General features: G+C 51.0%; 23 protein-coding genes. 16 read left to right on the top strand and 7 right to left on the bottom strand.

The genetic code is table 11. The annotated features are described in order from the left end of the window. Positions 1-18: 18 nt before the first annotated feature. Positions 19-1,208 (bottom strand): IS3 family transposase gene (locus QUF18_RS19505; protein WP_289386482.1). Its coding sequence is split into 2 segments (ribosomal slippage): positions 19-956 and positions 956-1,208, totalling 1,191 coding nucleotides; the frame shifts between segments, so codons are not numbered across the junction. A 296-nt stretch (positions 1,209-1,504) separates the two neighbouring features. Between QUF18_RS19505 and QUF18_RS19500 the strand changes: the two genes are divergently transcribed. The 5 genes from QUF18_RS19500 to QUF18_RS19480 all read left to right on the top strand — a co-directional run bounded on the left by QUF18_RS19500 (position 1,505) and on the right by QUF18_RS19480 (position 8,134). Then, positions 1,505-2,872, top strand: a complete 1,368-nt coding sequence (locus tag QUF18_RS19500; protein WP_289388930.1) for an autotransporter outer membrane beta-barrel domain-containing protein — start codon at positions 1,505-1,507, stop codon at positions 2,870-2,872. 486 nt (positions 2,873-3,358) lie between these two features. After that, on the top strand, positions 3,359-4,678 hold the full coding sequence (locus tag QUF18_RS19495) for an NAD(P)H-dependent oxidoreductase (protein ID WP_289388929.1): 1,320 nt from the start codon (positions 3,359-3,361) through the stop codon (positions 4,676-4,678). 71 nt (positions 4,679-4,749) lie between these two features. Further along, positions 4,750-5,787 carry a thiamine pyrophosphate-dependent dehydrogenase E1 component subunit alpha gene (locus tag QUF18_RS19490; RefSeq protein WP_289388927.1) on the top strand — a complete coding sequence of 346 codons (1,038 nt, stop codon included), beginning with the start codon at positions 4,750-4,752 and terminating at the stop codon, positions 5,785-5,787. A 5-nt stretch (positions 5,788-5,792) separates the two neighbouring features. Further along, entirely contained in the window at positions 5,793-6,791 is a 999-nt protein-coding gene (locus QUF18_RS19485) for an alpha-ketoacid dehydrogenase subunit beta (protein ID WP_289388926.1), read from the top strand. Positions 6,792-6,793: 2 nt separating this feature from the next. Further along, on the top strand, positions 6,794-8,134 hold the full coding sequence (locus tag QUF18_RS19480; protein WP_289388923.1) for an acetoin dehydrogenase dihydrolipoyllysine-residue acetyltransferase subunit: 1,341 nt from the start codon (positions 6,794-6,796) through the stop codon (positions 8,132-8,134). A gap of 110 nt (positions 8,135-8,244) precedes the next feature. Here QUF18_RS19480 and QUF18_RS19475 read toward each other — a convergent pair whose 3' ends face one another. Continuing rightward, positions 8,245-8,892, bottom strand: coding sequence for a hypothetical protein (locus tag QUF18_RS19475; protein ID WP_289388932.1), 648 nt, complete (start codon positions 8,890-8,892; stop codon positions 8,245-8,247). A 217-nt stretch (positions 8,893-9,109) separates the two neighbouring features. Here QUF18_RS19475 and QUF18_RS19470 point away from each other — a divergent pair, with 217 nt between their 5' ends. From QUF18_RS19470 to ptsP, 5 genes are all read left to right on the top strand, one after another. Next, positions 9,110-9,544, top strand: coding sequence for a transcriptional regulator GutM (locus tag QUF18_RS19470; RefSeq protein WP_289388922.1), 435 nt, complete (start codon positions 9,110-9,112; stop codon positions 9,542-9,544). Between the two features lie 55 nt (positions 9,545-9,599). Then, positions 9,600-10,397, top strand: a complete 798-nt coding sequence (srlA, locus tag QUF18_RS19465; RefSeq protein ID WP_289388920.1) for a PTS glucitol/sorbitol transporter subunit IIC — start codon at positions 9,600-9,602, stop codon at positions 10,395-10,397. Between the two features lie 19 nt (positions 10,398-10,416). Then, positions 10,417-11,403: a PTS glucitol/sorbitol transporter subunit IIB gene (gene srlE, locus QUF18_RS19460; protein WP_289388919.1), complete on the top strand. Its 987-nt coding sequence runs from the start codon at positions 10,417-10,419 to the stop codon at positions 11,401-11,403. A gap of 140 nt (positions 11,404-11,543) precedes the next feature. Next, positions 11,544-11,924 (top strand): PTS glucitol/sorbitol transporter subunit IIA, encoded by a 381-nt coding sequence (locus tag QUF18_RS19455; RefSeq protein WP_289388918.1) that lies wholly within the window; start codon positions 11,544-11,546, stop codon positions 11,922-11,924. A gap of 31 nt (positions 11,925-11,955) precedes the next feature. Next, positions 11,956-13,926 carry a phosphoenolpyruvate--protein phosphotransferase gene (gene ptsP, locus QUF18_RS19450; RefSeq protein ID WP_289388917.1) on the top strand — a complete coding sequence of 657 codons (1,971 nt, stop codon included), beginning with the start codon at positions 11,956-11,958 and terminating at the stop codon, positions 13,924-13,926. Positions 13,927-13,973: 47 nt separating this feature from the next. Here the strand turns inward: ptsP and QUF18_RS19445 are convergent, their stop codons facing one another. Beyond that, positions 13,974-14,726: a hypothetical protein gene (locus QUF18_RS19445; RefSeq protein WP_289388915.1), complete on the bottom strand. Its 753-nt coding sequence runs from the start codon at positions 14,724-14,726 to the stop codon at positions 13,974-13,976. 163 nt (positions 14,727-14,889) lie between these two features. On the opposite strand from QUF18_RS19445, the gene QUF18_RS19440 reads away from it, so the two are divergent. Next, on the top strand, positions 14,890-15,924 hold the full coding sequence (locus tag QUF18_RS19440; protein ID WP_289388914.1) for a sugar-binding transcriptional regulator: 1,035 nt from the start codon (positions 14,890-14,892) through the stop codon (positions 15,922-15,924). A gap of 9 nt (positions 15,925-15,933) precedes the next feature. On the opposite strand, the gene QUF18_RS19435 is transcribed toward QUF18_RS19440, so the two are convergent. Further along, a complete protein-coding gene (locus QUF18_RS19435; RefSeq protein ID WP_289388913.1) occupies positions 15,934-16,914 on the bottom strand; it encodes a sugar-binding transcriptional regulator in 981 nt (326 codons plus the stop codon). A 209-nt stretch (positions 16,915-17,123) separates the two neighbouring features. Between QUF18_RS19435 and surE the strand changes: the two genes are divergently transcribed. Next, positions 17,124-17,870 (top strand): 5'/3'-nucleotidase SurE, encoded by a 747-nt coding sequence (gene surE / locus QUF18_RS19430; RefSeq protein WP_289388912.1) that lies wholly within the window; start codon positions 17,124-17,126, stop codon positions 17,868-17,870. Between the two features lie 88 nt (positions 17,871-17,958). On the opposite strand, the gene QUF18_RS19425 is transcribed toward surE, so the two are convergent. Then, a complete protein-coding gene (locus QUF18_RS19425; RefSeq protein WP_289388911.1) occupies positions 17,959-18,810 on the bottom strand; it encodes a metallophosphoesterase family protein in 852 nt (283 codons plus the stop codon). A gap of 203 nt (positions 18,811-19,013) precedes the next feature. Between QUF18_RS19425 and QUF18_RS19420 the strand changes: the two genes are divergently transcribed. The 4 genes from QUF18_RS19420 to QUF18_RS19405 all read left to right on the top strand — a co-directional run bounded on the left by QUF18_RS19420 (position 19,014) and on the right by QUF18_RS19405 (position 23,266). Continuing rightward, positions 19,014-20,081 (top strand): ABC transporter ATP-binding protein, encoded by a 1,068-nt coding sequence (locus QUF18_RS19420; RefSeq protein ID WP_289388931.1) that lies wholly within the window; start codon positions 19,014-19,016, stop codon positions 20,079-20,081. A gap of 37 nt (positions 20,082-20,118) precedes the next feature. Continuing rightward, on the top strand, positions 20,119-21,429 hold the full coding sequence (locus QUF18_RS19415; RefSeq protein WP_289388910.1) for an ABC transporter substrate-binding protein: 1,311 nt from the start codon (positions 20,119-20,121) through the stop codon (positions 21,427-21,429). A 122-nt stretch (positions 21,430-21,551) separates the two neighbouring features. Beyond that, on the top strand, positions 21,552-22,427 hold the full coding sequence (locus tag QUF18_RS19410) for a carbohydrate ABC transporter permease (protein ID WP_289388909.1): 876 nt from the start codon (positions 21,552-21,554) through the stop codon (positions 22,425-22,427). After that, on the top strand, positions 22,424-23,266 hold the full coding sequence (locus QUF18_RS19405; protein WP_289388907.1) for a carbohydrate ABC transporter permease: 843 nt from the start codon (positions 22,424-22,426) through the stop codon (positions 23,264-23,266). Before QUF18_RS19410 ends, QUF18_RS19405 begins: the two co-directional genes overlap by 4 nt. Before the next feature lie 24 nt (positions 23,267-23,290). On the opposite strand, the gene QUF18_RS19400 is transcribed toward QUF18_RS19405, so the two are convergent. Both QUF18_RS19400 and QUF18_RS19395 read right to left on the bottom strand, forming a co-directional pair. After that, positions 23,291-24,523 carry an MFS transporter gene (locus QUF18_RS19400; RefSeq protein WP_289388906.1) on the bottom strand — a complete coding sequence of 411 codons (1,233 nt, stop codon included), beginning with the start codon at positions 24,521-24,523 and terminating at the stop codon, positions 23,291-23,293. 58 nt (positions 24,524-24,581) lie between these two features. Then, positions 24,582-25,771, bottom strand: a protein-coding gene (locus tag QUF18_RS19395) for an IS3 family transposase (RefSeq protein ID WP_289386482.1) whose coding sequence is annotated in 2 segments (ribosomal slippage) — positions 24,582-25,519 and positions 25,519-25,771 — 1,191 coding nt in all. Because the reading frame shifts where the segments join, the coding sequence is not laid out codon by codon here. Between the last annotated feature and the right edge of the window lie 63 nt (positions 25,772-25,834).

Genomic DNA, 25,834 nt, shown 5'->3' with positions numbered 1-25,834 from the left:
TGACCTGCCACTGAACTTTCATCCAACGGCGATTAGAGCCTCGGCGGTTTTGACTACGCCAATTGGCGTGTTGGTAGCAACCGGCGGAAACGCCAAGCTTTCATCTTGCGCAGCGTTGGAGCCGGTTGCGGCGATGGATCCAGCATAGTCTGCCGGGGTTTGGTATCCCAGCGACGAGTGTGGCCGGAAATTGTTGTAATCGTCGGCCCATTGGGCGATGGCGCTGCGGGCGTGATCGAGGCCAAAGAACAGGCTTTCGTTGAGCAATTCGTCGCGCATCCGACCGTTGAAGGATTCAACATAGCCGTTCTGCATAGGCTTTCCTGGCGCGATATAGTGCCACTCAACCTTGTGATCCTTCGACCAGGCCAGGATGGCATTCGAGGTGAGTTCCGTGCCGTTATCGGAGACAATCATTCCGGGCTTGCCGCGTCGTTCGATCAGCGTCGTCAGTTCTCGGGCGACACGGCGGCCGGAGATTGAGGTGTCCGGGATTGCTGCCAGGCATTCCCGTGTCACATCATCAACGATATTGAGGATCCGGAACCGTCTCCCGCATGCAAACTGGTCGTGCACGAAATCGAGAGACCAACGGGCATTTGCTTTCGCCTCGACCAGGATCGGCGCACGCGTGCCGACGGCCCTTCGTCGAGCCTTCCGCTTGCGAACCGAAAGCCCTTCCTCGCGATACAGCCGATAGATGCGGTTGACGCCGGATGGCTCTCCGTCCCGCCTGAGCAGGACGAACAGCCGTCGGTAGCCGAAGCGCCGTCGCTCGTTGGCGAGATCGCGCAACTTTGCTCGCAATTCGACCTCCGGCGGTCGGCAGGACCGATAGCGGATCATCTTGCGATCAGCCGAAACAATCTGGCAGGCCCGCCGCTCCGAAAGACCCATTATGTCCTTCAGATGTGCAACGGCGTCACGCTTGGCGGCAGGCCCTACCATTTTTTTGCGAGAAGCTCGCGGAGTGCGGCGGCATCGAGCATCTGCTCGGCCAACAGCTTCTTAAGCTTGGCGTTCTCTTCTTCGAGTGCCTTCAGGCGCTTCGCCTCGGACACCTCCATACCGCCGTATTTGGCTTTCCAGTTATAAAATGTTGCGTCCGAAATCCCATACTTGCGGCACAGGTCGGCCACCTTCATGCCTGCCTCCTGCTCCTTCAGCACCGCAATAATCTGCTCTTCCGTAAATCGCTGCTTCTTCATTCGTCCGTCCTTTATCGGGCCGGACTCTAATCCATTCTGGAGGAAATTCTCAGTGGCAGGTCAATGTCAACTTAAACATCGGAAGCTCGGATTATCCGCAAAATGTAGCTATTACATCCAACGTTGATAATGCGAATTCTGTTAATAACACTGTAGCTATATCTGGAAACCATAAAATAGGTGGCAATGATACCGCTATTTATGGTGGCTATCTAAGCTATAGCACAATCAACGAAAAAACATACAAACCTAAAAAATATGATGTTTTTACAGGTAATATTTTAGATTATGGCAATATGACGCCGATCACTATTGGTACAATCGGTAATTTCCAGACTTATAATTTTACACTTAATCCTGAGTTTGCCAATTCTCAGACAGCACTTATTACGGCTGATCAGATTATTCTTGGGACAAATAGTGAGAATACCAGCAGTAAAAATGATATAAAATCTGACGTTTTTGTAACGGGAATTCATTCCGGTAAGGTTTTGCCTGCTGGTACTGAGTTTATCCTGATGCAAGGGAGCATAGACGGGGAAGGACAGGGGCATACCACGAAAGATGTTAAGCAGATTCAGCAAGGTATATCGCTTCTCTACGATGTAGAAACGAAAGTGGATAAGGATAATGGTCGTGTGACGGCTGTTATTTTGGAGGGGCATAATCCGGAAAAACCAGATCCAGAAAAACCGGATCCGGAAAAACCGGAGCCTGAAAAACCAGGGCCTGTAGTCAATCCTCAGCTCAAATCATTGTTAGTGGGTAATTTATCGGGATTAATGCTGTTAACCAGACAGGCAGATAATATTGCTGATAATACCTTCAGTGTTATTACGGAACAAAACAGACATAAAGGCTTGGTGCCATTTATTCAGGCTTCCGGTCATACAAGTCGCTACAAAACCGGCTCCCATATTGACGCTGACGGGGTGTTAGTGACTGCGGGCTTGATTTATCAGGCTGATCAGCTTACTGCAGCGGGTTTTTTTGAATATGGCACCGCTGATTATGACAGCTATAATGCATTCCCCAAAGCGGCGAGCGTTCGTGGTAATGGCGACAACCGTTATTATGGCGCAGGCCTATACGGTCAGTACGACCTCACCAATAATATCTATATGGATGCTTCATTCCGCGGCGGTCGCTTGCGCACGAACTATTCAACCGCTGATATTCGTAATGCGGCAACAGGTGAAGCAGCGCAATATACTTTAAACGGAAACTACTTGAGTGCTCATTTTGGTGCTGGTTATAAATTGGATTTGAATGATGCTAATCAACTCAATACGTCTTTGAAGTACCTATGGACGCAGACTGATAGTCATAACTTAATGATCGCTGGTGATCCTATCCATTTTGACGGGCTGAAATCTAATCGCATTCGCTTCAATGCAGAAAATCAGTATAAGTTCAGTCAGAGCTGGCTATTATTAGCAGGTATGGGATTGGAATATGAATTTGATGCCAAAGCGAGCGGAACAACCTATAATCACTTTGATATAGATGCGCCAAGTGTCCGTGGGTTCACTACGCTCGGCACACTAGGTATTCGATATCAGCCCACAATGAACGACCGTATAAGCGTCGATTTTAAAGGCAACGCTTATCTTGGAAAGCGTGAGGGTGGCAATCTATCAGTTAAATTGCAATATGCATTTTAGCAGTCGTTATCTGCTTTCCAAATGTAATATTGTTATTTTTCGCTTCAAAATTTAATATTGAGTTTAATAAAAACAAGTGATGCGATAGTAAAAAATAGTGCTGTCGCATCACAATCGACTTGAAAAGTTCTTTTCAAGAGTTTTACAGCAATCAATACTGTAAATATTTTATCTTAACGTTATATTTCATCATATTTATTAAAAACCACTTTTCCTGATGTCCTTCAGAGTGGTTGATCAGCATGCATAATCGCCTGCTGCTATGTTTGGTGCGCATCTTCTCTTTCGCGTCTTTACGTTTATTTCCCCTTCAGGTGCTCTGTTCGGGCTGCAGGCGCTTTGTGCAATTCTTTCGTGTGATGATTTCGGCATGAATGTTGTGAACATAGGTGTTGACTTGGATACAAATGTTCATTACTCGTTAGGGCAAGCTGATAAAATCAGAAAGAGCGGCTGAATAAGCGAATGCGCTCGCAGGAGGATTTCATGACGACAAATGTTGCTCTGACCGGGCTTGCCCGTGATATGAAGGCGCGCGCCGACACCGGCAGACCAATCCGCATTGGTTTGATTGGTTCCGGTGAAATGGGAACAGATATTGTGACCCGTGTTGCGCATATGCCGGGTATCGAGATCGGTGCTATTTCCGAATTGCGTGTGCCAAATGCTCTGAAAGCTGTTGATATTGCCTTTCAGGAAAGTGGTCATGGTCGTGAAGCCAATACGGCTTCTGCGCTGACTGCCGCGATGGAAGCACATAAGGTTGCTGTTACTGACAATGCCAATCTGATCCTCGAAAATGACCTGATTGATGTTGTGATCGATGCGACCGGCGTTCCGGCAGTTGGTGCAGAAATCGGTCTGCGCGCCATGGAACACGGCAAGCATCTGGTGATGATGAATGTTGAAGCAGACGTCACCATCGGTGCCTACCTGAAAAGTGAAGCTGACCGCCTTGGCGTGACCTATTCGCTTGGTGCCGGTGACGAGCCATCATCTTGTATGGAGCTGATTGAATTCGTTTCCGCTATGGGACATCCGATTGTTGCTGCTGGTAAAGGCAAGAACAATCCGCTCAATATTGATGCCGTGCCGGATGCCTATATGGAAGAAGCCATCCGCCGTAACATGAATGTGCGTATGCTGGTGGAGTTCGTCGACGGTTCAAAAACCATGGTGGAAATGGCTGCAATCGCCAATGCCACCGGTCTGGTGCCTGATAAGGCCGGTATGCATGGTCCTGCGGCAACGCTTGACCAGCTTTCTTCTACCTTGATCCCTGAGAAAGACGGTGGCGTGCTGTCAAAGGTCGGCGTGGTTGATTACACCATCGGCAAGGGGGTTGCTCCGGGCGTTTTCGTTGTCGCTGATATGTCTCATCCGCGTATTTCCGAGCGTATGGAAGACCTTAAAATGGGCAAAGGTCCTTACTTTACCTTCCATCGTCCGTATCATCTGACTTCGCTTGAAGTGCCGCTGACCTGCGCGCGCGTTGTGCTTTATGGTAAGCCGGACATGGTGCCGCTGGATAAGCCGGTAGCAGAAGTTGCAGCTGTTGCTAAGAAAGACATGGCGATTGGTGAGAGCCTCGATGCGATAGGTGAATATTGCTACCGCGCATGGATCATGACAGCCGGTGAGGCGCGTGCTGCCAAAGCTATTCCTTGTGGTCTGCTGCAGGGCGGAACCGTTACAGCGCCGATCAAAAAGGGTGAGCTGATCACCTATGCTAATGCGGCCGTGGCACCAAATTCCAAGATTGCTGAATTGCGTGCCCGTCAGGATAAGCTCGTTTACGGTGCCTGATTAATCTGAATTTTGAAAATATGGCGCATGCAGAGCATTCATCTCGCATGTGTCTTTTGGAGTAAACTTTGATGGCTCAGGTCAAAAAAGCTCAGACGGAAGATGGTGTGAAGAGAGAATTACGCAATCTGCCTTTCGCTTTCCGTGAATATTCACCGGAAAAGCTCAAAGAAGCATTACATAAAATGTATCTGATCCGCCGCTTTGAAGAAGGCGCGGAAGAAAGTTACACCCGCGGGCTTATTCACGGCACGATGCATTTGTCGATTGGTCAGGAAGCCAGCGCGATGGGTGTTTGTCTGCCGCTGGAAGACAATGATATGATCGGTTCGACCCATCGTGGTCATGGCCATTGTATTGCTAAAGGTGCGGATATTGGACGCATGTTTGCAGAGTTTTTCGGCAAGGAAACCGGCTATTGCAAAGGTCGTGGCGGCTCTATGCATATTGCTGACGTATCCAAGGGCAATCTTGGTGCCAATGGCATTGTTGGCGGCGGTATTCCGATTGCCGTTGGTGCTGCGCTTTCTGCCAAGAAGCAGAAAAACGGCAAAGTCGTAATTTCCTTCTTCGGTGATGGTGCCAATAATGAAGGCGCCTTCCACGAAGCGCTCAATATGGCTTCTGTCTGGAAATTGCCGGTGGTGTTTGTTTGTGAAAACAACGGCTATGGCATGTCGACATCGACCAAGCGCTCGACGGCAGTTGAAAATATTGCTGACCGCGCTGTTGCTTATAATATGCCGGGTGTGATCGTGGACGGCAACAATCTCTCCGATGTTGCCGAAGCCACGCATGAAGCCGTTGAACGTGCCCGTCGCGGCGAGGGGCCAACCCTGATCGAGAACAAAACCTATCGTCTGCGCGGCCATTCTAAGAGCGATCGTAACCGCTACCGCACCAAGGAAGAGATCGAGGATTGGGCGACCAACCGTGATCCGATTGCCCGTTTCGAGGCTGATCTGAAGGAATACGGCTTCATCAATGATGCCGAAATTGAAACAATCCGCACCAATGTCGAAAAAGAGATCGCAGACGCTATTGAGTTCGCCAAGAACAGCCCCGCGCCTGACCTTCATAATCTGACACGCGACGTATACACGGACTGATAAATATGAGCACGACAACCCGTGAGTTAAGCTATTCACAGGCTATTCAGGAAGCTATGGCAATTGCTATGGAGCGCGATGACCGCGTTTTCCTGATGGGCGAAGATATCGGTGTGTATGGCGGTGCCTTTCAGGTTACCGGCGATCTGGTTCACCGTTTTGGTGAAGATCGCGTCATGGATACGCCGATTTCAGAACTTGGCGGTGCCGGTGTGGCCGTTGGTGCTGCTTTAACCGGTATGCGCCCGATCTTCGAATTCCAGTTTTCTGATTTTGCGGCGCTGGCGCTGGAGCAGATTGTTAATCAGGCAGCGAAAATCCGCTATATGCTGGGCGGTGCGGTTTCCGTGCCACTGGTGATGCGTTTTCCTGCCGGCTCCGGCACCGGTGCTGCGGCGCAGCACAGCCAGAGTATTGAGGCGTGGCTTGGTCATGTGCCGGGTCTGAAAGTCATTCAGCCTGCAACGCCTTATGACATGAAAGGCATGTTGCTGGCAGCGGTTGAAGACCCTGATCCGGTGATGATTTTCGAACACAAGCTGCTTTATAAAATGAAGGGCGAAGTGCCGGAAGGATATTACACGGTTCCGCTCAACAAGGCGAAAGTGGTGCGTGAAGGGACAGACCTCACCATCGTTGCCTCCGCGATCATGGTGCACAAGGCACTGGATGCAGCGACAGAGCTCGCCAAAGAAGGCATCAATGTTGAAGTGATTGATCTGCGCTCGGTGCGCCCGATCGACCGTGACACCATCATTGCCAGTGTTAAAAAAACCTCGAAACTGATGTGCGTTTACGAAGCTGTGAAAACGCTGGGTATTGGCGCGGAAATCAGCGCGATTGTCGCTGAAAGCGATGCTTTTGATTGTCTGGACGCACCGATAGTGCGTCTCGGTGGTGCGGAAACGCCAATTCCGTATAATCCGGATCTGGAACGTGCAACCGTGCCGCAGGTGCCTGATATTTTGAAAAGTGCGCGTGAACTTGTGAAGGGAGCTCGCTAGTCATGGCTGTCGAAGTCATCCTGCCTAAAGTTGATATGGATATGGAGACCGGCCAGATTTCGCGTTGGTACGCCAAGGATGGCGATACGGTCACCAAAGGGCAATTGCTGTTTGAAATCGAGACTGACAAGGCGGCCATGGAAGTGGACGCTCCGGCTTCCGGTATCCTCGGCGATATTTCTGCCGCAGAAGGTGCTGTGGTTCCTGTTGGTCAGGCCGTGGCGTGGATTTATGCGGAAGGTGAAGAGCGCAAGGGCGGGAATGCCACTGCCGTTGAGCCTGTTATTGTCGCAGAAGCGTCTGTCCCTGCACCTGTAAATCCTGTTGCTCAGCCGGTGGCCACCCCCGTGCCAGCTGTGCAAGCAGAGGTTTCCGGTGTACGGGCAACGCCTTTGGCGCGTCGTCTGGCGCGGGAGGCTGGTCTTGATCTGAATGGAGTCGCGGGTTCCGGCCCTAAAGGCCGTGTCCAGAAAAAAGATGTCGAAGAATGTCTGGCAACAGTTGCGCCCGTCGCAGTTGTTCCACAACGTGTTGCCACACCTGCGCCACGTCCGGTCACTCTATCGCAGGCAGAAGGTGCATTGAATGCCGTATGGTTGCGGCAGGGTGAGGCCGGATATTTGCCAATTGTGTTGATCCACGGCTTTGCGTCCGATCTCAATAGCTGGCGTATGCTGTTGGCCGGTAGCAATCTGAAAAATCCGGTGCTGGCACTTGATCTGCCTGCGCATGGCCAGTCGCCGCGTTATGTGCCGGATAGTATCGACATGATTGCTGCAGCGGTTGAAGCGACTTTAACTGCGCATAATGTGGGATCATGCATTCTCGTTGGTCATTCGATGGGCGGCGCGGTTGCAACACTGACGGCAGCACGTGGCTTTACCGATGTGCGCTCTCTGGTGCTGATCTCCTCTGCCGGTCTTGGGCCTCAGATCAATGGTGCGTTCCTTGAAGGACTGATACGGGCTAAATCCGAAGCCAGTGTGACGCCTTGGCTCAAAGAACTGTTTGCCGATGAAGCACTGCTATCAAAAGCCTTCATCAATGCAACGGTTGCACAAGCGAATGATGCTGAACTGCGTCATGCGCAGGCAGGCATGGCAGCACAGCTTTGTACGGATGGTACACAGACTTTTGAAATCCGCTCGAGCCTTGCACAGCTGAATATTCCGGTTCGCCTGATCTTTGGTGCGCAGGATCGGATTATTCCGGTTGCTCATGCGTCCGGCTTGCCGGGTGAAATCGGCGTGCACGTGTTCTCAAAATGTGGACATATGCCTCAGATTGAACAGCGTGATGCTTTGCTGCGTATCATCAGCGAGTGTAGCAAAGTAGTGCAATAAACCTGCAGATAGCAGACTGGCACCGTTCCCTCTGTCCGGTCTGTATTCTGATCACACTCCGGATAATTGTGATATTATTTCATGATTATCCGGAGTGCTTTTTAGCGTGTTTAGTTTTGTGAAGGTTCTGTGAGCGCAGATGCGGGATGATCCGCTCCAAGTGCGCGTTGCACAGCCGCGCGGGCGGAAGCAAAATCAGGCATTACCCAGTTCGGTTCCTGACCCAGAAACTTGTCAAGAAATGCAATGGCAAAGCCCGGCATTTCCGAGGCATTCTCACGATAAGTCCACCATGTCCGTAAATCGCTGGCGCTCTGGTCAATATCGGGGCTGGTGCCGAATTCCTGCTCCTGCACTGCGGCAATCGCGCAGATACAGTAGTTGGTATAAAGGAACCCCTCCGGCCAGAAGCGAATGATATCACTTAAATTTGCCAGATCATCGCTCAGGTTGCTATCCGGTGCGCTCACGGCTTTTGCAGGAGCCAGACGGATCAGTTCCTTCAGAACCAGACCGGCGGCAAAAATGATAAAATCTTTGCGATCAACGGCGGCATAGTGCTTGTTCTGATTGACCAGCTCAATCCAGTTCAAAAAGGCTTCGGTCAGACGTTTTTCGTCAATGTCATAACGCACACCGGTCATCTCGGTAATGAGATTGGCATGTTTGCGTAAAGTCGCCCGAAACCAGCGTAACTGGCGCAGCCTGTGCCGTAAATCAGGCACATTTGCCATCTGGTTTTTGAACAGCAGATCCATCATGAGCTCTTTCTTGTATGCTGACTTTTATGCGGGCACTTCATTGACAGCAATCATAAGCGATGACAGGAGAAATGTCATTGCTATTCGCTGTGACTATCACTGCGAACTGCCGACTTTAAATTATACATATTGACATATGAAAAAACAAATGTTCTCTAATCCATTCAGGAGAGTGCTCTGAAAAGGGTGTAGGGGCAACGGGAGAGGATAACGTATGGCGATATGGCAATGGGCATTATTGGCTTTGGCATTGCTTTGGGGATTCCAGTCGCTGGGTGTCTGGTTTCAGATGCGCCACTACACCGATGTCATGAAGGGCATCAGCAATAAATACAAGGACGGATATGTCGGCGCAGGCCATGTGCGCGGGCGTTTTGGTAAAGGCGTTATTGTACTGATTGTGGTGGATCAGGAGTTGGTTGTCCGCAGATTTTTGGAGATGAGCGGACGTACGGTCTTCGCAAAATTTACACGTCAGGATGCGCTTGAAGGGCTGACACTGGCACAGCTTCGCGCGCAACTTGAGCAGAATAGATTTCAGCCTGCAATTGCGCATGCGGTGCGATCCGCTATTGAGCAGGCAGAAAGACTGGCAGGTCAATCGGATGGCAGGGAAGGTCTGTCCGGTCTGAAGCCAGTGGAAGTGTAGCTGATTGAGGTTTTAGGGGAGGCCGCATCAAAAATGCGGTAATCAGGGAGGTAATATGTCTATTACAGCAATGTTGGCACAAAATGCCGACGTCACTATGCAATCCCTGCATCATGCGGGCGGGCTGGTGTCCGATGCAGTCTTAAACGGCGGACTGCACGGAAAAATGACAGCGCAAAACAGTATCAATGATTTTGTCGTGTTGGCGCAGGCCACAACTGATGCTGGCACAGCAGCAGCCAGCGACAATATCACCGTTGATCAGTTTCGCGAGCGCCTGCAAAATGTGCAGCAGGAAGAACAACTTGGCTGGCTCACGGCAGCCGGTAAACACTTTATCGGTGTTTTCCAAAAGGGCGGCGAAGTACTGACCGGTTTTGTCACCGGCATTATTCCAACCCTCATCGTGTTGATGACGGCTTTTTATGCCATCACTGAACTGGTGGGAGAAAAGCGCGTGCATGGTCTGGCACGCGGCGCGGGTCGTATCGCACTGACGCGCTATACGGTGCTGCCGCTTTTGTCGGTGTTTTTTCTGACCAATCCAATGGCCTATACATTCGGCTCGTTTCTGGAAGAAAAGCATAAGCCTGCTTTCTATGATGCGGCGGTGTCTTATGTGCATCCGCCGCTTGGCCTGTTTCCGCATATTAATCCGGGCGAATATTTTGTCTGGGGTGGCATTCTTGTGGCGCTGCTGGAACTGGAAAAGAAAGGCGTGGTACCGGGCGGATATCACATTACTGTGGCGATCTGGTACGCATTGGTCGGCCTCGTTGTGATCCTGCTCAAAGGCATGCTGACAGAACGCATTACAGCCATTATGGCGCGCCGTCAGGGCATTGAGCTCTGAGAAGGGCGGGAGGGGAAAAATGGCAAAATCCTATAAATCCGTGACAATTCAGGCAGGTTCCGGCGGCTGGGGCGGCCCGCTGACAATTCAGCCAACGGAACAACGCAATAAAGTGGTATCGGTCACCGGTGGCGGGATTCATCCCATTGCACGTCAGATCGCTGAACTGACCGGTGCGGAAGCGGTAGACGGCTTCAAAGCGCCGCCAATTGAAAGCGAAATGGCTGTCGTAGTCGTGGATTGCGGTGGCACAGCACGCTGTGGCGTTTATCCGCGTAAACGTATTCCGACTGTCAATGTGATGCCTGTCGGCCAGTCTGGCCCGCTCGCGCAATATATTACCGAAGATATTTATGTGTCGGGTGTTAAGTCTGACAATATTACTCTGGCAGACGGTTCCGCACCGGCTGCTGCTGCGCAGACGATGAATGATGCAGCCACTGTTGCACCGGTTGAACAGCCGTCTGAGGGCGGAATTATTGGTCTGATCAGCAGTGTTGGTCGTGTGATGGGCGGTATTGTCGGTGTGTTCTTCAACGCCGGTCGCCGCACCATTGATCAGGTTATCCGTAATGTATTGCCTTTTATGGCCTTCGTTACCATGCTGATCGGTTTCATTCTCTATACCGGTATCGGTGATATTCTTGCACAGCCACTTGGGCCTCTTGCCAATAATATTATTGGCTTGCTGATCCTGTCCGCTATTTGTGGCTTGCCGTTTCTGTCGCCGGTGCTTGGGCCCGGTGCGGTCATCGCACAGGTGGTTGGTGTGGCAATTATCGGTCCGCAGATCGCCAATGGTACGATTGCACCGGCAATGGCTCTGCCAGCCCTGTTTGCCTATAACACGCAGGTTGGCTGTGACTTCGTGCCGGTAGGTTTGGCATTGGGTGAAGCCAAACCGAAAACCATTGAAATCGGTGTACCTGCTGTTCTGATCAGCCGTCAGATCATGGGACCTGTTTCTGTGCTGATTGCATGGGTTGTCAGCCTGCTGGTTCTTTAAACCCGAGCGCATTCCGAAAAGTGTGAAGCGGTTTTCGGAGTAAAATGCGCGTAAAAACAGAAAGATAGAGCGGTTTGGTCGCTAATGACCGGCCGCTCTTCAACAAAGACTTGAAATATTGACTGAAAGGTACCGCTATTATGACAATTTCTTTGAATACGCGGGTGACTGCTGTAGGGCCTGAAGTAGCGGATCTGGCCGAGGGCGGCGTTGTTATTCTGTTTGCCGACGGTTCCCCGTCAGAACTGGCTGAAGTTTCCGTTTTGCATGCAATTACAGCAGAACCATCGGCTGAAGCGCCGGTCACCGGTGCAACAATCAGCATTGGTTCACTCGAAGCAAAAATCACTTCTGTCGGCGATAGTGCATGGCAAAAGGTACTTGATATCGGCCATGTGGTGATTTCGTTTAACGGCGCTGATAATGCCGAGCGTCCGGGTGAAATCTGCGCTTCTGAAGTGGATACAGAATTGCTGGTTGCGCAGTTGCAGACCGGCGCGAGCATTATCATTCGCGCATAATATCGAAAAGCATTAAGACAGGTATAGCATCATGGAACGCTCGACAATCGTACGGGTGCATGAAGGATTGCATGCACGACCGGCTACCCGCTTTGTAAAGCTTGCCAAAGGCTTTGAATCGGACATTGAGATTACGAAAGCGGGTAAGAGCGTCAGTGCGAAAAGCTCTGTAAAATTAATGCTGCTCGGTGTGAAAGAAAATGACACTGTGACCGTGCGTGCTGACGGCGCTGATGCTATCGAAGCGCTGGAGGCGCTGATTGGCTATCTGAAAAATCCGCTGTCAGGACTGGAAGATCATGCTGACGCACCGGTTGTATCTGCTGAGGCTATATCTGTTGAAAGCAAAACACCGGTGATGCCGGCAACTGAGCAAGAGAATGCCGGTTTCATCACTGGCATTGCTGCCAGTGAAGGTGTTGCAATTGGTGTTGCCTATCCGTTTTTTCCGCCGGAGATTGCGGCCGATAACCGGATGCTGAAACCGGAAGAAATACCTGCAGAACTGCAACGGTTCCATGAGGCCGTTACCCATGTTCAGCAGCGTATGGAAGCGGAGTTGAAAACGGATAATCTGGCTGAGAGTGATCGCGGAATTATCGCAGCATTAAAAGATATTGCAGCGGACGAAACTTTGCTGGACGAGGCAACAGGTCTGATCCGTGGCGGGCTGGACGCGCTTTCTGCCATGCTTGGTGCAAGTGCTGCGGTTGCGCGTCAGTTTTCAGAGATTGATGATCCTTATCTCAATGCCCGTGCGGATGATGTGCAGGCCGTTGGTCGTCAGATTTGTCTGGCACTTTTGGGGCAGCAGGATATCAATCTTGAAGCGCTGCCGGATGGTGCAATCCTGATCGCTGAGGATATCGGCGCATGGGATTTTGCCCGCGCACCGTTGAAAAAGATCGGCGCGATTGTCTGTGGTCATGGCGGGGCAACGTCCCATGTGGCCATCATTGCCCGTACGCATGGTATTCCGGCAGTACTAGGGCTGGGCAAGGCCGTGCAGCAACTTAAAGACGTTAAGAAAATTGCCGTGGATGGCAGTAAAGGCCGAGTTGCACCTGAGCCGGATGAGGCAATCAGTGCTGACTTTCATCAGCGTATTGAAGAGGCTAAGGCTGAAAAACAGGCTTTGGAAGCCTATCGCACTATGATCCCGCAGCGTGCCGATGGCACGGTGATTGAGGTTGCTGCCAATCTCGGTGCGCTGGAAGAGATTGAAGTGGCGCAGGCTGCAGGTGCAATGGGCGTTGGCCTTTTTCGCACTGAACTTTTGTTTATGAAACATATGCATCTGCCGTCTGAGGATATGCAAACGGAAACCTATGCGGCTTTGCTGAAAGCCTTTGCGCCTTATCCGGTGATTGTCCGCACGCTGGATATCGGTGGAGATAAACCGGTTGCCGGTATCGAATTTCCGCAGGAAGATAATCCGTTTCTCGGCTGGCGCGGCATTCGTATGTGTCTTGATCGTCCTGATATTTTCAAACCGCAATTGCGTGCCTTATTGCGTGCTGCGGTTCACGGTAAACTCAAAGTCATGCTGCCGATGATTTCGGATGCGGGAGAAGTTCGTGCAACAAAAGAATTGATTGAGGTTTGCAGGCAAGAACTGATCGGTGAGGGAAAAGCTTGCGGGGAATTTGAACTGGGTGTGATGATTGAAACACCGGCAGCCGTTTTTGCTGCCCGCCAGCTGGCTCAGGAAGCGGCGTTCTTCTCAATCGGCACCAATGATCTGACCCAATATGTTATGGCCGCAGACCGGCTGAACCCGACTGTCGCTAAACTGAATGATGTATCGCATCCGGCCGTGATGGCCGCTATTGAGATGACAGCTAAAGCCGCAACTGAAGCGGGTATTATGGTGGGGATGTGTGGTGAAGCCGCTGCAAGGCCGGATTTGATCGCGGAATTTATCCACATGGGACTGACAGAGCTGAGCATGAGTCCTGCTTCAATCCCGCGTGCAAAAAAGCTGATTTCCGAATTGAAATAATAAAAACCGCCGCCGCATAAATTCACTCATGCGGCGGTGCTTTACATTTATGGCAGGTGAAAAATCAGCGTAGCGAAGAGTTTTTGCAACGCTGCACTATCATTCTGACTGACGCTTTCGATAATACGATCTTCACGCGCTTCAACGGCAAGCAATGCACTTTCCAGATTATCGATATTTTCCATATCGACAGGTTTTGCCGTTGCTAATGCACAGGCCAATGCAATGGCCGCAAAGCCGCTGATCATAGCGGATTTTGACAGGCTGCCCGACTGGCGTACCGGTTGTTGTCGCAACATTTCCTGAAACAGAGTGGTACAAAATCCGGCACTTTGCTGGATAATGTCGGTTGTCGGATTTTGCAGGTTGCTAAGTTCTGCACCATGCAGTTGTTTGATACGCGCATAGATCGTCTTGAAAACAGCTTCCTGAATGAGCAGGTTTTCAGCTTTGTTGCGGTGCAGTACAGCTTTTGTCAGATAATACATATCACGGTGAAATGCCCGCTGCCCTTCCGAACTGCCGTTGAAGTAAAAGCTTAGACTCTGGACATCTGGTGCGGTCTCATGAATGGACGGATTATCCGAGACCAGTGATATGGAAATAGTTTCCGCTGTGCTGAAAGCCTTATCCATAACGGTGGCTGCTATATGAGCTGCACGATTCAGAACAACTTCAGGTAGGACGGCAGGTTTTTCAGCTTCATTCCGGCCATGGCGTGTGTGCCGCAGGGCATAGCGCAAACCGCGCAACTTATCTTTGATGCTAACGGCGATGTCGTTGGGAATGTCCTGATGCATGGTTGTTCATCCTGCGCGCATGATGCGGGTATAACCCGAAATGATGACGGGATTATTGTTTCTTCATGACATAAAAAGCAATAAGCTGCATGCAGAAAAGCCTGCATATCTGCGCCTTATGCAACGGGCGTGATAAAGTTACGCAAATAATCGGGGAATTGGGTTGAAAAGCACGAAACGTAAGTCGGGAACACCTCAGGAAGCAATTGAACTTATCGTCGGATCAGAAAGCGTTGCCAGTGAGAATAAGACGAACCGGCTACGTACCCGTGCAGCCTGGATGTATTACGTCGAGCAAATGACTCAGAACGATATTGCCGATGTGCTGGGCGTTGGCCGTGTGACGATTGTGCGCTTATTGGCCGAGGCACGCGCGCGCAATGAAGTGAAAATTACTATTGAAGGTAAACTGGCCGGTCTGACAGCACTAGAACGTATGCTGGAGCAGACATTCGGGCTTGAACGTGCGATTGTAGCGCCTTTATCGACAGCGGATACTGATCCGGTTGCGCCGATTGCGGCGGCGACGGGGGCTTATCTTTCGGAGAAAGTGCAGCATGGTATGCGTATTGGCGTTGGCTGGGGGCGGACATTATCCGGCACCTTGCAACATATCGGTGCGCGTAATCTCAATGATCTTAAAGTCATTTCACTGCTTGGCGGGATCGCGCAACCGCGACGTTTCAACCCGCCGGAATTTGCCTGGCAATTTGCGCAAATCTTTCAGGGGGAGGGCTATCTGATCCCGGCACCCGCTCTGGTCGATAGCAAGGAGACCCGTGAAGCTTTGATTGAGCGTTGCGGGCTGAAAGATGTTTTCGAAATGGCTGATGATCTGGATATGGTTCTGCTCAGCATTGGCGGCATTGAGACCGCCAGCAGCACATCCTATCGTGTTGGTCTGATTGATGATGTGCAGAAGCGCTCATTGCTCGAAAATGGTGCGGTTGGTGATATGCTGTTTCATTTCTACGATTGCAACGGTGAGATAGTTTCCGACCCTGTGCATGAGCGGGTGATGTCGGTCAGTATGGACAAGTTGCAAAAAGCGCCTGTGCGTATTCTCACCTCCGGCGGGCCGGAAAAAGTTGCAGCTCTGCTCGGTGCAATGAAACTGCTGAAGCCGACAGTCTTTATTACCGACGAGGTGAGCGCGGCGGCAATGCTGACCAGAATACAGGCGGAAAATGCCGGATAAAGCCTGACGTCAGATCAGGCTTTTCAAGCTCAGCAACTCCTGCGCCGTTGCCTCATCGGTAATCAGGACTTGTGCTTTGGTGGTCAGGATGCTGGCACGGATGGCCTGTGCCTTGCGCACACCACCGGCAGAGATGATCACTTTGGGCACTTTGCGCAGTTCTGTCGGATTAATCGCCATAGCGCGCTTATTGACGGGGTGATCGACAATCTCACCCGCTTCATTGACAAATTGACACAAAACATCGCCGACAGCGCCTGCTGCCTGCAGACTTTCGGCGTCTTCAGCTGTCAATAATCCGCGGCGGAAAATGGACGCTTGTTTGCTGACATCCGCGACGCTCAGGATTGCAAGATCAATCTCTGATACTTTCTTTTTCAGTGCTTTAAGATCCTGAATTTCCCATAATTCCTGTGCCAGCCTTTCATGTGGCACAAACACCGGAGCGGTAATCTGAAACAATTCTGTTTTGTAAAACTCAGCCAGCCGCCATGCTACCGCAGACGGGTTATAGGCCATCGAATGTGTCAGTCCGCCCAGCAGAGAGATAACAGAAAGATCACTGATTTCACGCCACTTCAGATTGCTCATGCAGGCTTGTAGCGTCGCACCCCAGCCAACGCCAATGGTCAGGCCGTCCTGTAAACGATCGGAGAGATAGCGCCCTGTGGCATGGCCGATGACCGCAGACAGGCTTGCTTCAGACTGATCTGAGGATGGCACGACAATTGCCTCGAACAATCCGAGATGTTTTTCCAATGCCCGCTGTAATTTAATCAGCGGCTCCGCATGGGAATTGAGCGAGATTTGCACAATGCCTTCTTCGCGGGTTGCGGCCAGCAAGCGGAAAGCTTTGATACGGCTGATATCCAGATTTTGCGCAACCTGTTCCTGTGTCAGTCCTTCAATATAATAAAGCCATGCGGCGCGCAGTTTTAATTCGTCCTGATCGGCCTGAAATTTGGTTTTCGGCTTGCTGCTGCGGGCCATTCTTCTACCTTTTATGTCTTTTTCTCACAAAGCATAATCTGTCATCTGTCTGTGATAATGGCGTGATATCAGTGCAAAGGTCAAGATTTCTCTAAAAACATTTTTGAACAAAATTATTTAATTTGCAAACAATGTACAAATAAATCATATATTCCATCATAATTTCCGAGACTCTCCTGTGATGGAGAGGTGTTATTAAGAGGTGGAATATGCGAATTCTGATTTCAAACGACGACGGTATTGATGCATCCGGCATTGCGGTGCTTGAAAAGGCTGCGCGTCTTTTGACTGATGATGTTTGGATCATTGCGCCGGACGGCAACCGAAGCGCTAACGGCCATTGCGTGTCGCTAACCGCCGGATTTTCTGTGAATAAAGTTGCTGATAAGCGCTATGCCTGCACCGGAACGCCGGTTGATTGTGTGATTGCCGCTGTTCACTGGGTTTTCCGCGATCAGAAATTGCCGGATTTGGTTCTTTCCGGCATTAATGCAGGACGCAATGTTGCGGAGGATGTGTCTTATTCCGGCACTATGGCGGTGGCGCGTGAGGGCGCATTGAACGGTATTGCTTCAGTTGCTTTTTCTGCGCCGCGCGATTTTGAACCGGCAGATACAGATGCACTGGAATGGCTTGCCAGTCATATCCGTAATTTCTGGGAGACCAGAGGTGACTGGGCGCATGACGGCCACTGGCTCAATGTTAATCTGCCGCGCAAACTGCCTGCCGCTTTGGAAATGGCTGAAATCGGCCGCGATAAGAATTTGAAATATGTGAACATTCTGGAAGAAACGGAAACTTCTGTGCGCATCCAGCCGCTTGCGGATCGTGATTATACGACCAATGGTAAGGATGAAAATGCTCTGATTGATGCCGGTAAAGCCAGCGTCACCAATCCGAACTGGTTCGGCCATTCACAAGTGCCGGCATCAGTGACAGCCCATAAGCCTGCATGAGTACTGACAAAAGACGCAGTAAAAATAACCCCGCTCTGGACTGCAAAGCGGGGTTATTTTGTATGGAAAGCCGAAAACCGGCTTATTTTTAGCCGCCGATCAGCGGGTAAACAATTTTGATCACGTCTTCGAGGTGATTATTGGCGAAGCCTTCATGCTTCAAAACTTTGCTTTTGACGCTGCCGTCATCAGAAAAATGATGTTCCATATAGCCGACCTCGCGCGTGCCGCCCATTTCCGGCACCAGTTCATCCGTCGTGGTAAAGGCGATTGAAGAGCACCATTCCAGATGCACATTGCCGCGTTTAGCGGAGCGCTGCTGATGCAGATGACCGCTGGCAATCAGGCGCAGTTGCTGGTGATTAATCAGGGTTTCAAGGCGTCCCCAGCCTTTCGGATCTACTGTCCAGTAGGTCAGTTCTGTGCTGTCGGTATTGTCGATGTAGATCGGCTGATGGGAGAAAACAGCCAGATAGCGCTGCCCAAGCGATGCGATTTGCGCGTCGATCCAATCATATTGCTCAGCTTCCTGTGGCAGGCCGGAGCCGATCAGCATCGAGCTGATACCAATGATCCGCCAGTTACCCTGATCGATTACCCAGCGGTCCGCGCCGAAATAATCGGCAAACTTAGCGTAGCGTGCAGCATTAATCGCGCTGCCGTTTTCACTTTCCGGTTTGGAGAGGTTCGGATTGTCGCCGATATCATGATTGCCGGCAAGAAAATGAATGGTCTTTCCTGATTCCTTAAAAAAGTCGCGGCATAGCGCATAGTCTTCATCATAGCGGATTCCGTCCAACGTGATGTCGCCGGTATGGATGATGAAATCATGATCTGATTCCGCCAGCGGCTTGGCCAGCAGGCGATTATTTCCACGAAAATGCTCCGTACGCGGAGAAAGATGCGTATCTGAGATTTGTAATATGCTGAATTTAGACATGTTTTGCTCCCGTCAGTGAATGAGTTTGGTTCAAATCAACTCATTCTGTACAAAAGTATTGACTGTGAATAAAAAGTTCAATAATTTTTTTGAAAAGTGATGCCGGTTTCTGTAGTTTTAATAAAAAGGTTCCGGTGAAATGCTGTCATATAAAACGGGATATGTTTTGCATGGCGGTCGTAAGCCTCGGGGAGGGGAAGCGGATGTCCGGTATTGAGATCGTCAATCTCAACAAGAAGTGGACGACATTCCACGCAGTCAACGATGTGAATTTTACCGTAGAGCCCGGAACTCTGACCGTGCTGCTGGGGCCTTCCGGTTGTGGTAAATCAACCTCGCTGCGTCTTATCGCAGGGCTCGACTCTGTAACCTCCGGCCAGATTATTATCGGCGGTAAAGATGTAACCAATGCTGCACCGGCAAAACGCGGTCTGGCAATGGTGTTTCAGTCCTATGCGCTGTTTCCGCACCTGACTGTTGCTGAGAATATTATCTTTGGTCTGCGTGTGCGTAAAGTCTCTGCCGGTGAGCGCGATCAGCGCCTGAAACGGGCTGCTGATATTCTCGGCCTGTCGCATCTGCTGGATCGGCGTCCTTCACAACTGTCCGGCGGGCAGCAACAACGTGTGGCATTGGGGCGTGCCATTGTGGCCGAAGCCTCTGTCTGCCTGATGGACGAGCCGCTCTCCAATCTTGATGCGCAGTTGCGCCATGAAATGCGTAAGGAAATCCGCAATCTGCAACAGCAGCTCGGCATGACCATGGTCTATGTGACCCATGATCAGATTGAGGCAATGAGCCTTGCAGATCAGGTTATTCTGATGAAGGGCGGTAAAATTGAACAGAAGGCGAAACCCGCAGAACTCTATCTGAAACCTGCCACCACTTTTGTTGCCCGTTTTATCGGTACACCGCCGATGAATGTCATTCGTATGGGTGATTATGATGGCAAAGCCACGATCAGCGGTGCTACGGACGCTCCGGCCATTATTGAGGGCTCAGCAAACGGCCTTGTTCTGGGGTTGCGACCCGAGGAAATCCGCATTGCAGATGAGGGGCGTGCCAAAGCCCGTATTGAGGCAATCGAATATCATGGTGCAGACAGTATTCTGGACTGCCGCATCGGTGATCAGAGCTTACAAGTTCGTATTGAAGGTGTTCGTCAGTTCCATGTCGGTGACATGGTTGGTCTGACTTGGGCACCATCCGCTGTACATGTTTTTGATGAGACTGCAGGGCATCGGGTCGAACGTTCCGCTCTGCCGGTTTAACCGCAATACCCGGAAAATTACCATCCATCTGGAGATAATGACAATGACTATGCAGGCAAAACGATCTGTGAAAACGCTCTTTGCAACATCTGCAATGTTGGCGGTGCTGGGCGGTTGGGGAACAGCCCATGCTGAACCGGTTGAAATCAGTTTTTATTATCCGGTGGCGATTGGCGGGCCGGTAACAAAAATCGTGGATGATCTGATCACCCGTTTTGAGGGGCAAAACCCGGATATCAAAGTCAAGCCGATTTACTCCGGCACCTATCCTGAAACGCTGAGTAAATCGCTCACAGCATTCAAATCCGGTCAAGCGCCGGAAGTCGCGGTAATGCTCTCGACAGATATGTTTACGCTGATCGAGGAAGACGCCATTCTTCCTTATGAGGATTTAGCAAAAACTGACGATGATAAGGCATGGCTTGCGGGTTTCACGCCGGTATTCATGGTCAACAGCAAGAGCGAAGATAAGACATGGGGCGTGCCTTTCCAGCGGGGCACTACAGTTTTCTTCTGGAACAAAGATGCTTTCAAGGAAGTCGGTCTTGATCCGGAAAAAGGCCCGCAGGACTGGTCAGAGGTGGTTGATTTTGCAACCAAACTGACCAAGCGTTCAAGCGGCGGTAATGTGGAACGCTGGGGCATGCAGGTGCCGTCATCGCTGACATCCTATTGGCTGTTGCAGGGTTATGTTGCGCAAAATGGCGGCAAAATTGCTGAACCGGACGGTAAAAAAACCTATTTCAATGCACCTGAAGTTGTTGAGGCCATGCAATATTGGGTCGATCTGGCACAGAAGCACAAAGTGATGAAGCCGGGTGTGATCGAATGGGCGACCAATCCGAAAGATTTCTTTGAGAGTCGCGCAGCGATGATTACCACCACCAGCGGTAATCTGACTAATGTGAAAAACAATGCACCATTCCCGTTTGGTGTACAGATTTTGCCGAAGAACAAGGCCTATGGCGCGCCGACCAGCGGCGGCAATGCCTATATCTTCAATGTTGAAGATGAAGCAAAGCAGCAGGCTGCCTTTAAATTTGTGAAGTGGTTGTCTTCGGCCGATCAGGCTGCGGAGTGGAGCATCAAAACCGGTTATATTGCTGCGCGCGATGATGCATGGGAAACCGAAGCGATGAAGAAATATGTCGCAGAATTCCCGGGCGCAAAAGTTCCGCACGACCAGATTCAATATATGGTGCCGGAACTCTCCACCTATGAAAATCAGCGGGTTGCCCGTGTGATCGATGATGCGATTGAAGCGGCACTGACCGGCAATAAGAGCGTTGAAAAAGCGCTGGAAGATGCCCAGACCGAAGCCGAGCGTATTCTCAAGCCTTATCAGTAAGACTTAAAGCAAGACAGATGTGCATGACGGGAGGTCATGCACATCTCATTCCATAAATGAAATAATGCAGTGCAGAGCGAACCCGTTGCAAGCGCACTGTTATAAAGGCTGGAGGGGCTCGCGTGACTCAGGCGAAAAACCAGATAACACCTTGGCTGTTGCTTTTGCCGGCCACAGTTTTGCTGGCAGTGTTTACGCATATTCCGGCGGTGATGACTTTCATCAACAGTTTCTATCAGACGCCGCGTGGTAAGCGTCCGCCGCAATTTGTCGGTGCAGATCATTATGCAGCAATGATCAATGATCCGGTGTTTTGGGCGGCACTGAAAAATAATGCGATTTATGCTCTGGGCACAGTGCCTGCCTCAATCGCGCTGGCAATGCTGATGGCGATTATTGTTAATTCGTCTATTCGCGGCCGCTCGCTGATGCGCATGTCTTTCTTCTTGCCAACCGTATTGCCGATGATTGCAGTCGCCAATATCTGGCTGTTTTTCTACACGCCCGGTTATGGCCTGATTGACCAGTTTCTCGGGCTGTTCGGCTTTCATGAAACTAACTGGCTCGGCAATCCTGATACTGTTCTTGGCAGCCTGATGGCACTGGCAATCTGGAAAGAAGCCGGTTTCTTTATGATTTTCTATCTGGCTGCCTTACAGCAGATCAGTCCCAGCTTGTCGGAAGCCGCAGCACTGGAAGGCACGGGGCGTTGGTACTTCTTTCGTCGTGTGACATTCCCGTTGCTGATGCCGACAACACTGTTCGTGCTGATCAATGCAGTGATTAATGCTTTCCGCCTGATTGACCATGTGATTGTGATGACGCGTGGCGGGCCGGATAATGCCAGCACGTTGCTACTCTATTACGTTTACAATGTTGCATTCCGTTTCTGGGATACGGCTTATGCATCAGCTTTGACTGTTGTGCTGTTGCTGGCGCTGGCTCTCATTGCTTTCGTCCAGTTCGGAATTCTTGATCGCAAGGTGCATTACAAATGAGTGTTATGACATTACCGCATCAGCCGCGTGAGTTTTCTTTCTGGCGTGCTATTGAGACCTTCGGCTGTTATCTGCTCGGCTTTTTATGGATCTTGCCATTGCTCTATGCCGTGTGGATGGCTTTTCATCCACCGGAATATGAAGCGCGTTTTGAGCTGTTTGCCCCGCTGACATTGGAAAATTTCAGCAATGCGTGGAATGCCGCTCCTTTCGGACGCTACTTTTTCAATACATTCCTGCTTATCAGCACAATTCTGATCAGCCAGTTTATCATCTGCACGCTGGCAGCCTTTGCTTTTGCCCGTTATGAGTTTCGTGGCAAGACTATTGTTTTCATGCTGGTACTGGTGCAATTGATGATCATGCCGGAAGTGCTGCTGGTTGAAAATTACCGCACAATTGCCAAGCTTGGTCTGGTTGATACAGTTGTGGCGATGGGCTTGCCTTATATGGCATCGGCTTTCGGTATTTTTCTGCTGCGACAGACATTCCTGACAGTGCCTAAAGAACTGGACGATGCAGCGCGTGTGGAAGGCGCGGGGGCGCTCACCACATTGCTCAAAGTCTATGTACCCTTGGCGAAGCCGATCTATGTGGCATACGGGCTGGTATCTGTGAGCTACCATTGGAACAATCTGCTCTGGCCGTTGGTGATTACCAACTCAGTGTCAACCCGTCCGCTGACAGTTGGTCTGCAGGTATTCTCCTCACCGGATCAGGGCGTGCAATGGAGCATTATCTCTGCGGCAGCACTGATGACCTCGGCGCCATTGTTGATTGGCTTTCTGTTATTCCAGCGTCAGTTTGTGCAAAGCTTTATGCGGGCAGGTATTAAGTAAGACAGTCTTTAGAAGACGGCGGCTTTACAGCCGTCGTCTTCTATTGAATGCGAGCTGCCAGCCTGTTAGCAGCACCGGTATTATCAAAGCTGCCCAAGCGAATTTATAGCCGAAGTTTCCTGCGATAAGACCGAAGATATATGGCCCTAACGCCATCACACCGAGGCAAAGAGTGGAGGCAAATGCGACGGTCGATGCAATCGAGCTTTTAGGTGCAGCTTCGGCAATTTCCAGCAAATAAAGCGGGAACCATCCGATCCCGAAGAATCCTAATAGTGATAAAACACCGAGTACGATTGGTAAGGACGTATGAGCGGGTAGAATTGCCAACAGCATTGCTGCTGCTGCGGCTATCAAAGAAACGATCCCCAAAGTGTGCATTCGATGCGATGGCCGGTAATAATCACTAAGCCACGGTAATAAGACCCGTCCTGGAATACCTGCAAGCTGTGTTGCCGCGAAAACAGAGGCCGCAACGACGATACTAAGTCCGAAATGATCAACTAAGTAGCTGATAACATGGGCAGTAAAGGTAAATTGAAAAGCGGACATAGCAATGCCTAGCCGTAAGACAGGCCAGAAATTTGCTTCTTTTCCGACGGTATGTATCAGGATTTTGAGCGGAAGAGGGGCAGCGGATTTTGATGCAACTTTATCTCCCTCCCGATACAAGCCCCAAAAAAGAACCGCTCCGAATAAGGAAACACCGGCGCCGATCCATGCCGCCATGTGCCAGCCATACTGAACCGCGAAAAACGGCAGAACTGCCGCAGCAATCATAGTACCGAAAGGCACCGCTGCTTGCCGGAAACCTGTTGCAATGCCACGCCGGTTCGGTGGAAACCAACGCATAATCGCTCGTGTTCCTCCCGGCTGTACGGCTGAATATGTTCCCCCTAACAAAGCCATGCAGATCAGCAGGGTCATCAGATTATTAGCGAACAAGGCAGCACCAGCCATTGAGAGAGCCATACCAAGCATGGCAAGCCCGACGACTTTACGCTCGCCATAAGTGTCTATTGCCCGTCCGAAACTATACATGGTGACAATCTGCACACCATTCATCACAGTGACTGCAAGGGATGCGGATGCAAGCGTAATCCCAAAGGCCTCGCGCCAGAACGGCACAAGAATATAAATGCCCTGCGAGACAATTGAGCCTGCTGCCTGCGTTCCGACGGCAATTGCAAGAATGCTCCATATAGCGGGTTCGGTGGATATGGCTGATGGTTGGGTTTTTGCTTCAAGCTGAGACATGAGAAAACATTTCCTGTTGTTCTCACAGTTAGCCTTGGAGTGACCTGCCACTGAACTTTCATCCAACGGCGATTAGAGCCTCGGCGGTTTTGACTACGCCAATTGGCGTGTTGGTAGCAACCGGCGGAAACGCCAAGCTTTCATCTTGCGCAGCGTTGGAGCCGGTTGCGGCGATGGATCCAGCATAGTCTGCCGGGGTTTGGTATCCCAGCGACGAGTGTGGCCGGAAATTGTTGTAATCGTCGGCCCATTGGGCGATGGCGCTGCGGGCGTGATCGAGGCCAAAGAACAGGCTTTCGTTGAGCAATTCGTCGCGCATCCGACCGTTGAAGGATTCAACATAGCCGTTCTGCATAGGCTTTCCTGGCGCGATATAGTGCCACTCAACCTTGTGATCCTTCGACCAGGCCAGGATGGCATTCGAGGTGAGTTCCGTGCCGTTATCGGAGACAATCATTCCGGGCTTGCCGCGTCGTTCGATCAGCGTCGTCAGTTCTCGGGCGACACGGCGGCCGGAGATTGAGGTGTCCGGGATTGCTGCCAGGCATTCCCGTGTCACATCATCAACGATATTGAGGATCCGGAACCGTCTCCCGCATGCAAACTGGTCGTGCACGAAATCGAGAGACCAACGGGCATTTGCTTTCGCCTCGACCAGGATCGGCGCACGCGTGCCGACGGCCCTTCGTCGAGCCTTCCGCTTGCGAACCGAAAGCCCTTCCTCGCGATACAGCCGATAGATGCGGTTGACGCCGGATGGCTCTCCGTCCCGCCTGAGCAGGACGAACAGCCGTCGGTAGCCGAAGCGCCGTCGCTCGTTGGCGAGATCGCGCAACTTTGCTCGCAATTCGACCTCCGGCGGTCGGCAGGACCGATAGCGGATCATCTTGCGATCAGCCGAAACAATCTGGCAGGCCCGCCGCTCCGAAAGACCCATTATGTCCTTCAGATGTGCAACGGCGTCACGCTTGGCGGCAGGCCCTACCATTTTTTTGCGAGAAGCTCGCGGAGTGCGGCGGCATCGAGCATCTGCTCGGCCAACAGCTTCTTAAGCTTGGCGTTCTCTTCTTCGAGTGCCTTCAGGCGCTTCGCCTCGGACACCTCCATACCGCCGTATTTGGCTTTCCAGTTATAAAATGTTGCGTCCGAAATCCCATACTTGCGGCACAGGTCGGCCACCTTCATGCCTGCCTCCTGCTCCTTCAGCACCGCAATAATCTGCTCTTCCGTAAATCGCTGCTTCTTCATTCGTCCGTCCTTTATCGGGCCGGACTCTAATCCATTCTGGAGGAAATTCTCAGTGGCAGGTCA

The sequence above is a fragment of the Pseudochrobactrum kiredjianiae genome (assembly GCF_030362795.1).
Classification (GTDB): domain Bacteria; phylum Pseudomonadota; class Alphaproteobacteria; order Rhizobiales; family Rhizobiaceae; genus Pseudochrobactrum; species Pseudochrobactrum kiredjianiae.
This window is presented reverse-complemented; position numbering and strand designations above follow the sequence as displayed.